Genomic DNA, 14,779 nt, shown 5'->3' with positions numbered 1-14,779 from the left:
ATTGTTGTTAGTTGAGATTATTTTTTTGGAGGATAATATGAAATTTTTCTTGGACACTGCAAATGTAGAAGCTATTAAAGACTTAAACGAGCATGGGCTCGTTGATGGGGTAACCACAAATCCAACCATTATCTCTCGTGAGGGACGCGATTTTGAAACAGTCATTAAAGAAATCTGCCAGATTGTTGATGGACCAGTTTCTGCAGAAGTTACAGGTTTAACAGCTGAAGAAATGGTAGCTGAAGCGCGTGAGATAGCAAAATGGCATGACAATGTTGTGGTTAAAATTCCTATGACTAAAGATGGGTTAAAAGCAACTCACATCCTTTCAAAAGAAGGTATTAAAACAAATGTTACCCTCGTCTTTACCGTTTCTCAAGGTCTTATGGCAATGAAAGCAGGAGCAACCTACATCAGTCCATTTGTCGGTCGTCTGGAGGACATTGGCACTGACCCATATCAATTAATTGAAGACTTACGTGATATTATTGACTTGTATGATTTTGATACCGAAATTATTGCGGCAAGCATCCGCAATGCAGCGCACGTCGAAGCAGTTGCAAAAATCGGTGCACACATAGCAACGATTCCAGACAGCGTCTTTTCAAAAATGACGGAACATCCACTCACTACAAATGGGATTAAACAATTTATGGATGACTGGGCAAGCTTCAAAAAATAAGAGTCAAACCTAGCTGCTAAAAAGTGACTAGGTTTCTTATTGACTTGGCTTTAAAAAATCGTTTCCCTGTGACTTATAAAAAAGGATTTCTATTTTTCTAAAAAAGTCCTATAAAATATGGTACAATAGAGAACGGAAAACGTTTAATTTTAGTGTGATTACAGAAAGGTTTTTTACTTATGACATTTGATGCAGTTGATCAGTTGGCAGTGAATACTGTCCGTACACTTTCTATGGATGCTATTCAAAAGGCAAATTCAGGTCACCCTGGCTTACCAATGGGTGCAGCCCCAATGGCATATGTGTTGTGGAATCGTTTCATGACCGTTAACCCCAAAACAAGCCGCAATTGGACAAACCGTGACCGCTTTGTTTTATCAGCAGGACATGGAAGTGCCATGTTATATAATCTCTTACACCTAGCAGGCTATAATCTTTCTATTGAGGATATTAAGAATTTCCGCCAATGGGGATCTAAAACCCCAGGACATCCTGAAGTCAATCACACAGATGGCGTTGAAGCAACTACTGGACCACTTGGTCAAGGGATTGCCAACGCAGTCGGTTTAGCCATGGCCGAAGCTCACCTTGCAGCTAAATACAATAAACCAGGATATAATATTGTAGATCATTACACCTATGCCTTGAATGGTGACGGGGACTTGATGGAAGGCGTCAGCCAGGAAGCAGCGAGCTTAGCCGGCCACTTAAAACTAGGGAAATTAGTCCTTCTTTATGATTCAAATGACATTTCACTTGATGGTCCAACATCAATGGCTTTCACAGAAGATGTTAAAGGTCGTTTTGAAGCCTATGGGTGGCAACATATCTTAGTTAAAGACGGTAATGATTTAGAAGCAATTGCCAAAGCTCTTGAAGAAGCTAAAGCTGAAACCCAAAAACCAACCATTATTGAAGTCAAAACTATCATTGGTTACGGTGCTGAAAAACAAGGAACTTCAGCCGTCCATGGCGCTCCTCTAGGTGCAGAAGGTATTGCATTTGCTAAAAAAGCTTACCAATGGACAGCTGAAGACTTCGAAGTACCAGCAGAAGTTTCAAAACGTTTCGAAGAAGGAATTCAAACAAAAGGTGCACAAGCAGAAGCAGCTTGGAATGAGCTTTTTGCAGCTTATGAAAAAGAGTACCCAGAATTAGCAGCTGATTATAAAGCAGCTTTTGCAAACGAGCCAGTGTCAGTTGACTTGGCAGCACATGAACTTGGTACATCAAAAGCAAGTCGTGTATCAAGTCAGGAAGCTATTCAACAAATTTCAGAACAAGTGTCATCATTCTGGGGTGGTTCAGCAGACCTTTCAGCATCTAATAACACAATGGTCAAAGTAGAAAAAGACTTCCAGCCAGGTCAATATGAAGGACGTAACATATGGTTTGGCGTTCGTGAATTTGCCATGGCTGCAGCTATGAATGGTATTGCTCTACATGGTGGAACTCGTGTCTACGGTGGAACATTCTTCGTCTTCTCAAACTATCTCTTACCAGCTGTACGTATGGCGGCTCTTCAAAATCTACCAACAATGTATGTCATGACACATGATTCCATTGCAGTTGGTGAAGATGGTCCAACTCATGAACCTATTGAACAGTTAGCAAGTGTCCGTTCAATGCCAAACTTGAACGTCATTCGTCCAGCAGATGGTAATGAAACCAATGCCGCATGGAAACGTGCCTTAGCAGAAACAGATAAACCAACAATGCTAGTGTTAACACGACAAAACTTGCCAGTTCTTGAGGGAACAAAAGAGTTAGCAGAAGAAGGTTTAAATAAGGGTGCTTATATCTTGTCAGAAGCCAAAGGCGAAATGGATGGTATCATCATTGCGACGGGATCTGAAGTGAAATTAGCCATGGATACACAGGCTGCGCTAGCAGAAGAAGGAATCCATGTTCGTGTCGTATCAATGCCATCACAAAATATCTTTGATGCACAAAGCGACGCTTATAAAGAAGAGATTTTACCAGTCGCAATCACAAAACGCTTGGCAATTGAAGCAGCATCAAGCTTTGGTTGGGCAAAATATGTAGGCTTAGCTGGCAAAACCTTAACCATTGACACATGGGGAGCTTCAGCACCAGGAAATCGTATCTTTGAAGAATATGGTTTCACAACAGAAAATGCTACAGCCCTATACAAATCATTATAAAAATAATCAAAAAGCAAGATGATTCAATATCATCTTGCTTTTTTTCTGTTATAAAAGTGAAAAAATAAGAAATAATGATTTTGATTGACAAAAAAATGAGAAAGACTTAAGATAGATTTATAGAGTTGTATTAGATTAAAAGTACAAAGGAGGAGCTTATGGAAAAGGCACGTCAGGACTTATACAAGCAAATACAAATTGCCTATGATTATCCAGAAAACAGAGAAAATCGGCAACTGTCGTCCTATCTCTTATCAGCCTCCAACCAACTGATTAAGAATCAAAATCCAATTATTATTGCGAGAGAACTGAATACGCAAATTGATAATTATCTTTTACAGTATGATAGTCGATTGTCACAGTCGCTTTGGGATTTAAAGACAGCTTTATCGGCTTATATTTCGGACTAAATTGGGAGAAAAAAATGATAGAATTTAAACACGTTTCAAAACTTTATGGTGAAAAAGAAGCCCTAAGTGATGTCACTTTTAACATTGAAGATGGCGAAATTTTTGGATTAATAGGGCATAATGGAGCCGGTAAAACAACTACAATTAGTATTTTAACGTCAATCATTGAGGCAAGCTACGGAGAAGTATTGGTAGAAGGCAAACATTTATCTGAACATCGAGACTCGATTAAGAAAATGATTGGTTACGTACCAGATTCACCTGATTTGTTTTTAAATTTAACTGCTATGGAATATTGGCATTTTTTAGCTAAAATTTATGGAGTTCCTAGTGATGAAAGAGAAAAAAGAATTGCCGAACTTGCTCAGCTCTTCGAGATGACTTCCGAAGCTAATAATACTATTGATAGTTTTTCACATGGCATGCGTCAAAAAACAATAATCATTGGTGCACTTGTCTCCAATCCGTCCATTTGGATTCTGGATGAGCCATTAACAGGATTGGATCCTCAGGCTTCTTTTGATCTGAAAGAGATGATGAGGGAGCACGCGGCAGCTGGAAATTCCGTTCTTTTTTCAACACATGTCCTGTCAGTAGCTGAGCAACTTTGTGACCGAATTGCAATTCTCAAAAAAGGGAAAATAATTTTTATTGGAACGATTGAAGACTTAAAAGAAAGTCATCCTGAAAAAGATTTAGAAACCATCTATTTAGAATTGGCAGGTCGACACTCTGATGAGGAGGATAAGATATGAATTGGTCAACAATATGGGAATTGGTCAAAATAAATGTGCTCTACTCTAATCCTCAAGGGATGACGGCACTTAAAAAGAAGCAAGCTAAACATTCCAAAAAAGATTTTAAAGCCTATAAAGAAATGATAAAAAGTCAGTTGATGCTGACTCTGCTGTTTTTGGTCATCTATCTCTTTATGTTTATTGGTATTGATTTTAATCAAAATCCAGGCATCTTTAGTTTTTATATCGCTCTATTTTTTGTTATGGGGACCATTTCCGCCTTCACAACACTTTATACAATCTTTTATGAGAGTAATGATGTTAAACTTTATGTTCATTTACCTATAAAACCGACTGAGTTATATATAGCAAAAATCTTATCATCACTTGGGATAGGATCACTATTTCTGATGCCATTACTCTCTCTTTTGGTGATTGCGTATTGGCAAATACTTGGTCATTTTTTAGCGATACCACTAGCAATTGTTATCTTTTTACTTTTGCTACTATCCTCTAATGTCCTTGCTATTTATCTTAATGCAATTATTGGGAAATTGATTTTAGCAAGTCCACACCGTAAGCTCGTCTCAAGCTTGATGATGTTTTTTTCATCAATTGGTTCAATTGGCCTTATTTTATATTTAAATGCCACTAATAATACAAGAATGAGTCAAGATGGTCACATTCAGGATAGGGGTCAAGTTCCTTACTTTAAGGGTTTTTACCATGTGATTAAGGATCCCTTCTCCCTAGATAGCTTAGTGCATTTTATTATCCCAATGCTCATCATCATTCTCATGATTTATGGCATTATTAAACAGGTTATGCCTAAGTATTATGATGATATTTTATATACTGAGTTAAAAGTAACAAGGAAGAAGAGACAAACTGATGGTTCAAAAGATCCTGAAAAATCATTAGAGCAATTATTAAGAAAACATCATCTCTTTACAATACAAAATGCAAGCCTCTTGACCAGTACTTTTTTGACACCACTCATTTTCTTTGTATCCATGTTTTTCCCTGTATATAATGCACGTGGCTTTATTGCCAATTTCTTGGGAAGTGATTACTTTGGGATAACATTTTTAATAGGGATGATTTTAGGGAGCATGTCAACACTTCCTACCTCTATCATTGGAGTAGCAATATCGCTTGAAAAAGAAAATCTCTATTTTTTCAAAAGTTTACCCATTTCATTTGAGAAGTTTTTAAAAGATAAATTCTTGCTCCTTATGACAATTCAAATATTACTTCCACTCCTTATCTATAGTATCCTGGCACTTTTTGTCTTAAAACTCTCACTATTATTACTGATAGCATTGATTGTAGGATTTTTATCGACAGCATTTATCCAAGGACAATTGATGTATAAAAAGGATTGTCATTATTTAAATTTGAATTGGCAGGATGTTTCCCAACTCTTTACTCGTGGCGGTAATCAATGGTTTGCCATGTTCGTCATGTTTGTAGGTATGATGGTTGGAGGAGCAGTAATTGCTTTAACCATCTTCTTATCAATGAGAACTCAAAATCCATTTGCAATCAATTTTGCATTGACTTTCCTTTTAATTGTCATACTAGCTTTGATTCAAGTTTACCTCCAAAAATCTTTTTGGAAGAAACTCAATCGTTTTTTTGAATTCTAAAATAAAGTGATAAAGTCTTTGAAACAGTCCTAGAGGCTGTTTTTTATGCTATAATTTTCTTATGATGAAACGAAATTTTGACCAAGTAAAACGAATTGTAATAAAAATCGGCACCAGTTCCCTAGTTCAGGAAGATGGTAAGATTAATCTTGAAAAAATTGACCAACTAGCTTTTGTGATGTCAAGTTTAAAAAATAAAGGAAAAGACCTTATCCTTGTATCATCAGGTGCGATGGGATTTGGATTGGATATTTTGAAAATGGACAAAAGGCCAAGCGATTTGGCGAAACAGCAAGCAGTGTCAAGTGTTGGACAAGTCGCCATGATGAGTTTGTACTCTCAAATTTTTTCCCACTATCAGACTAATGTGTCACAAATTCTATTAACAAGAGATGTCGTCATTTTCCCAGAAAGTCTGGCAAATGTTACCAATGCTTTTGAGACTTTAATGGCAATGGGGATTGTTCCAATTGTTAATGAGAACGATGCAGTCAGCGTAGATGAAATGGATCATGCCACAAAATTCGGTGATAATGACCGTTTATCAGCTGTCGTTGCTGAAATTACAAAAGCGGACTTACTGATTATGTTATCCGACATTGATGGTCTATATGACAAAAATCCAACCATTTATGAAGATGCACAATTAAGGTCAATCGTGACTGAAATTACAGATGAGATTATTAAATCAGCAGGTGGTGCAGGAAGTAAATTTGGAACTGGCGGCATGTTGAGTAAAATTCAATCGGCACAAATGGTTTTTGCCAATAATGGACAAATGGTTTTAATGAATGGTAAAAATCCTAGAGACATTCTGAGAGTGCTTGAAGGGAAAGAAATTGGAACCTGGTTTGTACAAGAGAAAGGGAATTAAAGATGACAATCATTGAAGAACTTGGAAAAAAGGCAAAACAAGCCAGTTATGATTTACTAGGCTTATCAACAATTGAGAAAAATCAGATGCTCACGCAGTTGGCAAAAGATTTGATAGAAAAAAGTGATTTTATTATTGATGAGAATCAAAAAGATCTTCAAAAAGCAGAAGAAAATGGGATTTCAGAGGTCATGGTAGATCGTTTGAAATTGACAGCAGAACGTATTAAGGGGATTTCTGAAGGCGTATTGCAAGTTGCTGAATTGGAAGATCCTATTGGGCAAGTGATTAAAGGCTATACTAATCTTGATGGCTTAAAAATTGTTCAAAAGCGTGTCCCCCTTGGTGTTATTGCAATGATTTTTGAAAGTAGACCAAATGTTTCTGTAGATGCCTTTTCATTAGCTTTCAAAACCAATAACGCTATAATCTTAAGGGGAGGCCGAGATGCTTTACATTCTAATATGGCTCTCGTTCAAGTCATCCGGGAGACCTTAATCCGTTTGGGGCATAATCCTGATGCTGTTCAATTACTTGAAGACCCTTCACATGATTTAGCTGAGGCTTTAATGTCTGCTACTGAATATGTTGATGTCCTGATCCCTCGTGGAGGAGCAAAATTAATCCAAACTGTGAAGGAAAAAGCCAAAGTTCCTGTGATTGAAACAGGTGTGGGTAATGTTCACATCTATGTAGATGCTACGGCAGACTTGGAAATGGCTAAAAGTATTGTTATTAATGCTAAAACACAAAGACCTAGTGTTTGTAATGCAGCAGAAAGTTTGATCATTCATGAAGAAGTTGCTGAAAACTTTATCCCTTTACTTGAGGAAGCTATTGAAGCTGTTCATAAGGTAGAATTCCGAGTAGATGATAAAGGGTATTCACTGTTTAAACATGCTGTTAAAGCAACTGAAAATGATTATGCTACTGAATTTTTAGATTATATTTTATCGGTGAAAATCGTTTCATCATTGGATGAAGCCATCTCATGGATTAATCGCTATACTAGTCACCATTCTGAAGCTATCGTAACGAGAGACATTCAAGCAGCAGAAAGATTTCAAGAGGAAATTGATGCAGCCGCTGTTTATGTTAATGCTTCGACTCGATTTACAGATGGCTTTGTATTTGGGTTGGGTGCAGAAATTGGGATTTCAACTCAAAAAATGCATGCAAGAGGTCCAATGGGGCTAGAAGCACTAACAAGTAGTAAATATTATATTAATGGGAATGGACAAATTCGAGAATAGTCATTTTAGGAGGATGTAAGTCTAGCGCTTACAGTCCTCCTTTTTGTTTTCTTAATGTTTAAAATATGATAGAATTAAAGGTATGACAAAAGAATTTCACCATATCACTGTATTACTCCATGAGACAGTAGACATGTTAGACATAAAACCCGATGGTATCTATGTAGATGCTACTCTAGGTGGAGCTGGACACTCTTCTTATCTATTATCTAAATTAAATGACAATGGACATTTGTATTGTTTTGATCAAGATCAAAAAGCAATTGATAATGCCCAGGTTTTTTTGAAGTCTTATGTTGACAGAGGAATGGTGACTTTTATCAAAGCAAATTTTCGTCACTTAAAATCGGAGTTAAATGCATTAGGAGTCACTGAAATCGATGGCATTTTATATGATTTAGGTGTATCAAGTCCGCAATTGGATGAGAGAGAACGTGGTTTCTCGTATAAACAAGATGCACCTTTGGACATGCGTATGGATTCAGATGCGGCTTTGACAGCTTATCATGTCGTTAATGACTACCCTTTTCAAGATTTAGTTCGTATTTTCTTTAAGTATGGGGAAGATAAATTTTCTAAACAAATTGCCCGAAAAATTGAACAAGCGCGTGCTATCAAACCAATTGAAACCACGGCGGAGCTAGCAGAAATTATTAAGTCAGCTAAACCAGCAAAAGAGTTGAAGAAAAAGGGTCATCCAGCCAAACAAATTTTTCAAGCAATTCGCATCGAGGTTAATGATGAATTAGGTGCAGCAGATGAATCTATCCAAGAAGCAATGACTATGTTAGCTTTAAATGGTCGTATTTCTGTTATTACCTTCCATTCGCTAGAAGATCGATTGACAAAACAGTTGTTTAAAGAAGCTAGTACAGTTGATGTTCCTAAAGGAATACCATTTATTCCTGAAGACATGCAACCAAAATTTGAATTGGTCACACGAAAACCGATTTTACCGAGTCAAGAGGAATTATTAGCAAATAATAGGGCTCACTCAGCCAAATTACGAGTGGCCAGAAAAGTTCGGATGTAAACTTATGAATAATGAAACAAGAACGCAAGCAGTAACAAATGCCCTTCAAAAAAGGATAAGAACTTTCTCACGTATCGAGAAGGCTTTTTATAGTGCCATGATTATTACAGCGATCATCATGTCTGTTAGTATTATCTATATGCAAAGTCGTCGATTACAGTTGCAACAAGATATAACCACTTTAAATAGTCAAATCAGTGACAAAAAAACTGAATTGAACAATGCTAAGCAAGAAGTCAATGAATTATCAAGACGTGATCGCATTGTAGATATTGCTGGTAAGGCTGGATTAAGTAACCGTAATGATAATATTAAGAAGGTTGATTAATCAATGAAAAAATTTCAAAAGTATTTTATAGATTATGTGGTTAGAGATCGGAAAACTCCAGTCAAAAACCGTATTCATGTTGGCCAAAACATGATGATTTTGACCATTTTTTTGTTTTTTGTCTTTATTATCAATTTTGTCATTATCATTGGTACTGATTCAAAATTTGGAGTCAATTTATCTGAAGGGGCAAAAAAAGTTTATCAAGAAACGGTAACTGTTCAAGCAAAACGTGGAACAATATATGATCGTAATGGAGTTGCTATAGCAGTTGATTCAACAACCTATAGTATTTATGCTATCTTAGATAAATCATTTGTTTCAGCTACCGGCGAAAAACTTTATGTTCAATCCTCTCAATACGATACCGTTGCCAAAATTTTGAATGAGCAATTAGGAATGAAAAAGTCCGATGTAACCAAGCAATTAGAACAAAAAGGACTCTTCCAGGTATCCTTTGGAACTGCTGGATCAGGAATTTCTTATAGCAAAATGACTAAAATCCGAGATGAGATGGAAAAAAATCAAATCAAGGGAGTTGCTTTTTCAACTAGTCCTGGAAGAATGTATCCAAATGGAACCTTTGCCTCTGAATTGATTGGCTTGGCCTCCTTACAGGAGAAAAAAGATGGAAGTAAGAGTCTAGTAGGAAAAACAGGACTTGAATCGGCATTAAACACTATCTTATCTGGTAAAGATGGAACCATTATCTATGAGAAAGATAAAAATGGGAATACCTTGCTTGGTACTGGTAAAACCATTAAAAAACCAATTGATGGTAAGGATGTCTACACAACCATTTCAGAACCTATCCAAACATTCTTGGAAACACGAATGGATGTGTTCCAACAAAAAACAAATGGTGTGCTTTCTAGTGCTACTTTAATCAATGCCAAAACGGGTGAAATATTAGCTACCTCTCAAAGACCAAGTTATAATGCAGATACTTTAGAAGGCTTGAATAATAAAAATTACAACTGGAAAAGTGCTCTTTATCAAACCAACTTTGAACCAGGTTCGACCATGAAAGTGATGACACTTGCTTCAGCAATTGATGACGGTGTTTTCAAACCAAACGATGTTTATAGCAATGCCAACGGCATCACCATTGCTGACGCCACAATTCAAGACTGGTCTATTAACGAAGGTGTTTCTACGGGTCAGTACATGACTTATGCTCAAGGTTTCTCATATTCAAGTAACGTTGGAATGACTAAACTTGAACAAAAAATGGGAAATCAAAAATGGTTACATTATCTAAGTAAATTCAAATTTGGCTTCCCAACACGTTTTGGTGTTGGCGATGAAGAAGCTGGTATATTCCCATCTGACAATATCGTCACCCAGGCCATGAGTGCTTTTGGACAGGGAATTAGTGTGACGCAGATTCAAATGCTCAGAGCCTTTACAGCTATTTCCAATGATGGTGTTATGCTTGAGCCACAATTCATCAGTCAAATTTATGACCCTAACACGGCGACTTATCGAACTGCTAAAAAAGAAGTAGTGGGTAAACCTGTTTCTAAGAAGGCTGCCAGTGAAACAAGGGACTATATGGTAAATGTTGGTACAGACCCAGTCTTTGGTACCTTATATGCGCCATCATCAGGTCCAATTATAAAAGTAGGGAATCTGTCAGTGTCTGTCAAATCTGGTACAGCCCAAATTGCATCCGAAGATGGTAGTGGGTATTTGGACGGTGGACAGACCAATTATGTCTTCTCAGTCGTAGCAATGGTTCCTACAGAAAATCCTGATTTTATCATGTATGTAACCATACAACAACCAGAGCATTGGAGTGGAATGTTCTGGCAAGATGTGGTAAATCCTGTTTTAGAAGAAGCCTACTTAATGCAAGATACCTTAAGCAAGCCAGTGGCTAGTGAGAAGGGACAAGAAACAGACTACCGTTTGCCAGATTTTATTGGGAACAAACCAGGAAACACTTCTGATGAGTTACGTCGTAATTTAGTGCAACCAGTTGTGCTTGGTACTGGAGATAAAATTATTAAAATGTCTGAGGCAAAAGATAGTAAAATTAGGGAGAATCAACAAGTTCTATTGTTAACCAATCATTTTGATAGCTTGCCTGATATGTATGGGTGGACAAAAAATAATGTCGAAAAGTTTGCCAAATGGACTGGTATTGAGGTACAATATAAAGGTTCGTCCAAGGGAAGAGTTACTGATCAGAATATCGATGTCGGAAAATCCCTAAAAGATATTAAGAAAATTAAAATTACACTAGGAGACTAATATGTTTTTAACACTAATAGCAGGTCTGATTTCATTGCTATTGACTGCTTTAATCATGCCACACTTTATTAAGTTCTATCAAATGAAAAAAATTGGTGGACAGCAAATGCATGAAGATGTTAAACAACATTTAGCAAAAGCTGGGACTCCAACAATGGGGGGGACAGTCTTTCTCCTTGTGGCAAGTTTTGTCTCTTTTCTATTTGCCATTCTATTTTTTAGCCATGGAAAAAGCATAGGGCTTATCACTGGTATCTTAGCTATTGTTCTCATCTATGGATTTATTGGCTTTCTAGATGATTTTTTGAAAATTTTCAAACAAATCAATGAGGGATTAACGCCAATTCAAAAATTAAGTTTACAGATTGTAGGTGGCTTGATTTTCTATTTTCTTCATGTTGGACCAAGTGGTATTGATGCCATAAATGTTTTTGGATTTCCTGTTCACTTAGGACTATTGTACATTTTCTTTGTCTTGTTTTGGGTTGTTGGTTTTTCCAATGCGGTAAATTTAACGGATGGTATTGATGGCCTTGCCTCTATTTCAGTTGTTATTAGTTTGCTGACTTATAGTGTGATTGCAATCCATCAAAACCAATATGATGTTTTGTTATTGTGCGGCATCATGATTGGAGCTTTATTAGGATTTTTTATCTTTAATCATAAGCCTGCCAAAGTCTTCATGGGTGATGTTGGTAGCCTAGCTTTAGGTGCAATGTTGGCAGCTATCTCCATTGCATTAAGGCAGGAATGGACACTGCTTGTCATTGGTTTAGTCTATGTTTTTGAGACAAGTTCAGTGATGTTGCAAGTTTCTTATTTTAAATACACAAAGAAAAAATTTGGAGAAGGTCGTCGTATTTTTAGAATGACACCTTTTCACCACCATCTTGAATTAGGTGGATTGTCAGGCAAAGCAGAGCGTTGGTCAGAATGGAAAGTGGATGCTTTTCTATGGTCAGTTGGTGCAGTGTCAAGTTTAATTGTTTTAGCAATTTTATATCTATAAGGCTAATTTGCAGTGCAGATGCACTGCATTTTGCTTGTCCCTAGCAATCATGCTATAATAGGAAAGAAAAAGAGGTCACTATGTCATTTAAAGATTATAATTTTAAGGAATACATTCAGAAAGCCCTGGATGCCATTCGTTTTCAAGAGCCAACAGAAGTCCAAAAAAAATTAATACCTATTGTTAATTCGGGTAGAGATTTAGTTGGCGAATCAAAAACCGGTTCTGGAAAAACGCACACTTTTTTATTGCCTATTTTTGAAAAGCTGAAGGAAAATAGTCAGGATGTTCAAGCAGTTATAACTGCTCCAAGTAGAGAATTGGCCACACAGATTTTTGAGGCAGCTAGACAAATTGCGTCTTATTCTGAAGAGGAAATTCGACTCGCTAATTATGTTGGCGGAACAGATAAACTTCGTCAAATTGAAAAATTACAGGTTTCACAACCTCATATTGTAGTGGGAACGCCTGGACGAATCTATGATTTGGTTCAATCTGGACATTTAGCTATTCACAAGGCAGCAACATTTGTTGTTGATGAAGCTGATATGACGATGGATATGGGATTTTTAGATACAGTTGATAAGATAGCTTCAACCTTACCTAAGTCCGTTCAAATTCTCGTTTTTTCAGCAACTATTCCTCAAAAATTGCAGCCTTTCCTTAAGAAATATCTATCGAATCCGGTAATGGAACAAATCAAAACGGAAACTGTCATTTCTGATACGATTGATAATTGGTTGCTGTCAACAAAAGGTCGAAATAATAATGAACAAATTTTAATGACTTTGAAAACCATGCAACCTTATCTCGCTATGATTTTTGTGAATACAAAAGAACGTGCGGATGAACTCCATCAATTTTTGATTTCTAACGGTTTAAAAGTTGCCAAAATTCATGGTGGCGTCCCACCTAGGGAACGCAAACGTATCATGAATCAAGTTAAGAAATTAGATTTCGAGTATATTGTTGCAACTGATTTAGCTGCTCGAGGGATAGATATTGAAGGCGTTAGTCATGTCATTAATGATGCCATTCCCCAAGATTTATCTTTCTTTGTGCATCGTGTTGGACGAACTGGAAGAAATGGACTTCCAGGAACTGCCATCACTTTATATCAACCAAGTGATGATTCTGATATTAAAGAACTTGAAAAAATGGGAATTGCTTTTGTTCCTAAGGTCCTAAAAGATGGGGAATTTCAAGATAGTTACGATAGAGATCGCCGTCAAAATAGGGAAAAATCCTATCAAAAACTAGATACTGAAATGATTGGCTTGGTTAAAAAGAAAAAGAAAAAAGTAAAACCAGCATATAAGAAAAAGATTCAATGGGTGGTTGATGAGAAGCGCCGTAAGGAACGTCGCGCTGAAAGTCGAGCCAAAGGTAGAGCTGCCCGTAAAGCAAAGAAACAAAGTTTTTAAAAGATGACGCATCCGGTTTTAAATGGGGTGCGTTTTGTCATATAAATAGCTAATTACCTTGATAGAAAAATGGTATTATTCAAAGGCATGGGCTTCTGCTAAAATGTTTACTATCAACAAGTAGGAGAATTACAATGAAAACATTCAGAAAATCAATGATTATAGCAGCTTTAGCCCTTGTCAGTTTAATCAGTTTCTCAAGGGTCCATGCAGCTTCTAAAGAGGTTATTGTTGTCGGAACAGATTCAGCAACAAAGCCTTTTACCTATAAAGATGGCAATAAAGACACAGGTTATGATATTGAGGTCCTAAAAAAAGTTTTTAAAGGCTCCAAAAAATATCAACTTAAAATCGAAACAGTGGCCTTTCCATCAATTCTTTCAGGTATTGATGCGGGTCGTTACCAAATAGCTGCAAATGATTATGGTTATAGTGCTGAACGCGCTCAAAAATATCTTTTTTCTAAACCAATCTCAAAATCAAATTACGCTTTAGCCACTAAAGGAGATAAAGGGTTTAACAGTTTAGACGATTTATCTGGCAAAAAGACTCAAGGGATGTCTGGTGCTAATTATATGCAAGTTTTAGAGAAATGGAATAAGGAACATCCAGATAAAAAACCAATCGACATCACCTATGCGTCTGGTTCTACCCCTTTTACCCAACGTTTGCAAATGCTTGAAAATGACCAATTAGACTTTCTTTTCTATGATGCCATTTCATTAAAAACTGCTATTAAGGATCAAGGTTACGATTTAACAATTACCAAATTGACTGAAAAAGTTGGTGATGACAAAGATGGCTTAGAATACTTTATCTTTGCAGATGATGCTAAAGGAAAAGAATTGCAAGGTTTTGTTAATAAAAAGTTACTTCAATTGAAGAAGTCAGGTGAACTTAAAAAATTAAGTCAAAAATTTTTTGAGGGTGACTTTGTTTCAGAGTTGAAATAAGTTTAG

General features: G+C 36.6%; 13 protein-coding genes. All 13 read left to right on the top strand.

The genetic code is table 11. The features are described from left to right. The first annotated feature begins 37 nt into the window (after nucleotides 1-37). The 13 genes from fsa to DQM95_RS07815 all read left to right on the top strand — a co-directional run bounded on the left by fsa (nucleotide 38) and on the right by DQM95_RS07815 (nucleotide 14,773). Nucleotides 38-682, top strand: a complete 645-nt coding sequence (gene fsa / locus DQM95_RS07875) for a fructose-6-phosphate aldolase (protein WP_015911747.1) — start codon at nucleotides 38-40, stop codon at nucleotides 680-682. Between the two features lie 179 nt (nucleotides 683-861). Then, nucleotides 862-2,847, top strand: a complete 1,986-nt coding sequence (gene tkt, locus DQM95_RS07870; protein ID WP_037593477.1) for a transketolase — start codon at nucleotides 862-864, stop codon at nucleotides 2,845-2,847. Nucleotides 2,848-3,005: 158 nt separating this feature from the next. Further along, the gene (locus DQM95_RS07865; protein ID WP_037593476.1) at nucleotides 3,006-3,257 is read left to right on the top strand and encodes a bacteriocin immunity protein; all 252 of its coding nucleotides are present in this window, start codon (nucleotides 3,006-3,008) and stop codon (nucleotides 3,255-3,257) included. Nucleotides 3,258-3,271: 14 nt separating this feature from the next. Next, nucleotides 3,272-4,012 carry an ABC transporter ATP-binding protein gene (locus DQM95_RS07860; RefSeq protein WP_037593475.1) on the top strand — a complete coding sequence of 247 codons (741 nt, stop codon included), beginning with the start codon at nucleotides 3,272-3,274 and terminating at the stop codon, nucleotides 4,010-4,012. Beyond that, entirely contained in the window at nucleotides 4,009-5,643 is a 1,635-nt protein-coding gene (locus DQM95_RS07855) for a hypothetical protein (protein WP_037593473.1), read from the top strand. The genes DQM95_RS07860 and DQM95_RS07855 overlap by 4 nt, the downstream gene beginning before the upstream one ends. 61 nt (nucleotides 5,644-5,704) lie before the next feature. After that, nucleotides 5,705-6,517 (top strand): glutamate 5-kinase, encoded by an 813-nt coding sequence (gene proB, locus DQM95_RS07850; protein ID WP_037593470.1) that lies wholly within the window; start codon nucleotides 5,705-5,707, stop codon nucleotides 6,515-6,517. A gap of 2 nt (nucleotides 6,518-6,519) precedes the next feature. Further along, nucleotides 6,520-7,770, top strand: a complete 1,251-nt coding sequence (locus DQM95_RS07845) for a glutamate-5-semialdehyde dehydrogenase (RefSeq protein WP_037593467.1) — start codon at nucleotides 6,520-6,522, stop codon at nucleotides 7,768-7,770. Nucleotides 7,771-7,852: 82 nt separating this feature from the next. Continuing rightward, the gene (gene rsmH, locus DQM95_RS07840; protein ID WP_015911741.1) at nucleotides 7,853-8,803 is read left to right on the top strand and encodes a 16S rRNA (cytosine(1402)-N(4))-methyltransferase RsmH; all 951 of its coding nucleotides are present in this window, start codon (nucleotides 7,853-7,855) and stop codon (nucleotides 8,801-8,803) included. Between the two features lie 4 nt (nucleotides 8,804-8,807). Further along, nucleotides 8,808-9,131: a cell division protein FtsL gene (gene ftsL, locus DQM95_RS07835; RefSeq protein ID WP_037593465.1), complete on the top strand. Its 324-nt coding sequence runs from the start codon at nucleotides 8,808-8,810 to the stop codon at nucleotides 9,129-9,131. 3 nt (nucleotides 9,132-9,134) lie between these two features. Then, nucleotides 9,135-11,387, top strand: a complete 2,253-nt coding sequence (pbp2x, locus tag DQM95_RS07830) for a penicillin-binding protein PBP2X (RefSeq protein ID WP_015911739.1) — start codon at nucleotides 9,135-9,137, stop codon at nucleotides 11,385-11,387. 1 nt (nucleotide 11,388) lies between these two features. Continuing rightward, the gene (gene mraY / locus DQM95_RS07825; RefSeq protein ID WP_046391550.1) at nucleotides 11,389-12,396 is read left to right on the top strand and encodes a phospho-N-acetylmuramoyl-pentapeptide-transferase; all 1,008 of its coding nucleotides are present in this window, start codon (nucleotides 11,389-11,391) and stop codon (nucleotides 12,394-12,396) included. Between the two features lie 80 nt (nucleotides 12,397-12,476). After that, nucleotides 12,477-13,820, top strand: a complete 1,344-nt coding sequence (locus tag DQM95_RS07820) for a DEAD/DEAH box helicase (protein ID WP_015911737.1) — start codon at nucleotides 12,477-12,479, stop codon at nucleotides 13,818-13,820. 155 nt (nucleotides 13,821-13,975) lie between these two features. After that, the gene (locus DQM95_RS07815) at nucleotides 13,976-14,773 is read left to right on the top strand and encodes a transporter substrate-binding domain-containing protein (protein ID WP_111686039.1); all 798 of its coding nucleotides are present in this window, start codon (nucleotides 13,976-13,978) and stop codon (nucleotides 14,771-14,773) included. Nucleotides 14,774-14,779: the final 6 nt, after the last annotated feature.

Source organism: Streptococcus uberis (assembly GCF_900475595.1).
Lineage (GTDB): Bacteria > Bacillota > Bacilli > Lactobacillales > Streptococcaceae > Streptococcus > Streptococcus uberis.
Note: the sequence above shows the minus strand (reverse complement) of the source record. Positions and strands in the feature narration are given on the sequence as shown.

Excerpts from the sequence above, each read along its gene's own strand:
- mraY (WP_046391550.1), top strand. The coding sequence starts at position 11,389 with ATGTTTTTAACACTAATAGCAGGTCTGATTTCATTGCTATTGACTGCT.
- DQM95_RS07860 (WP_037593475.1), top strand. The coding sequence starts at position 3,272 with ATGATAGAATTTAAACACGTTTCAAAACTTTATGGTGAAAAAGAAGCC.
- fsa (WP_015911747.1), top strand. The coding sequence starts at position 38 with ATGAAATTTTTCTTGGACACTGCAAATGTAGAAGCTATTAAAGACTTA.
- tkt (WP_037593477.1), top strand. The coding sequence starts at position 862 with ATGACATTTGATGCAGTTGATCAGTTGGCAGTGAATACTGTCCGTACA.
- DQM95_RS07855 (WP_037593473.1), top strand. The coding sequence starts at position 4,009 with ATGAATTGGTCAACAATATGGGAATTGGTCAAAATAAATGTGCTCTAC.
- DQM95_RS07845 (WP_037593467.1), top strand. The coding sequence starts at position 6,520 with ATGACAATCATTGAAGAACTTGGAAAAAAGGCAAAACAAGCCAGTTAT.
- proB (WP_037593470.1), top strand. The coding sequence starts at position 5,705 with ATGATGAAACGAAATTTTGACCAAGTAAAACGAATTGTAATAAAAATC.
- pbp2x (WP_015911739.1), top strand. The coding sequence starts at position 9,135 with ATGAAAAAATTTCAAAAGTATTTTATAGATTATGTGGTTAGAGATCGG.
- DQM95_RS07865 (WP_037593476.1), top strand. The coding sequence starts at position 3,006 with ATGGAAAAGGCACGTCAGGACTTATACAAGCAAATACAAATTGCCTAT.
- ftsL (WP_037593465.1), top strand. The coding sequence starts at position 8,808 with ATGAATAATGAAACAAGAACGCAAGCAGTAACAAATGCCCTTCAAAAA.
- DQM95_RS07815 (WP_111686039.1), top strand. The coding sequence starts at position 13,976 with ATGATTATAGCAGCTTTAGCCCTTGTCAGTTTAATCAGTTTCTCAAGG.
- DQM95_RS07820 (WP_015911737.1), top strand. The coding sequence starts at position 12,477 with ATGTCATTTAAAGATTATAATTTTAAGGAATACATTCAGAAAGCCCTG.
- rsmH (WP_015911741.1), top strand. The coding sequence starts at position 7,853 with ATGACAAAAGAATTTCACCATATCACTGTATTACTCCATGAGACAGTA.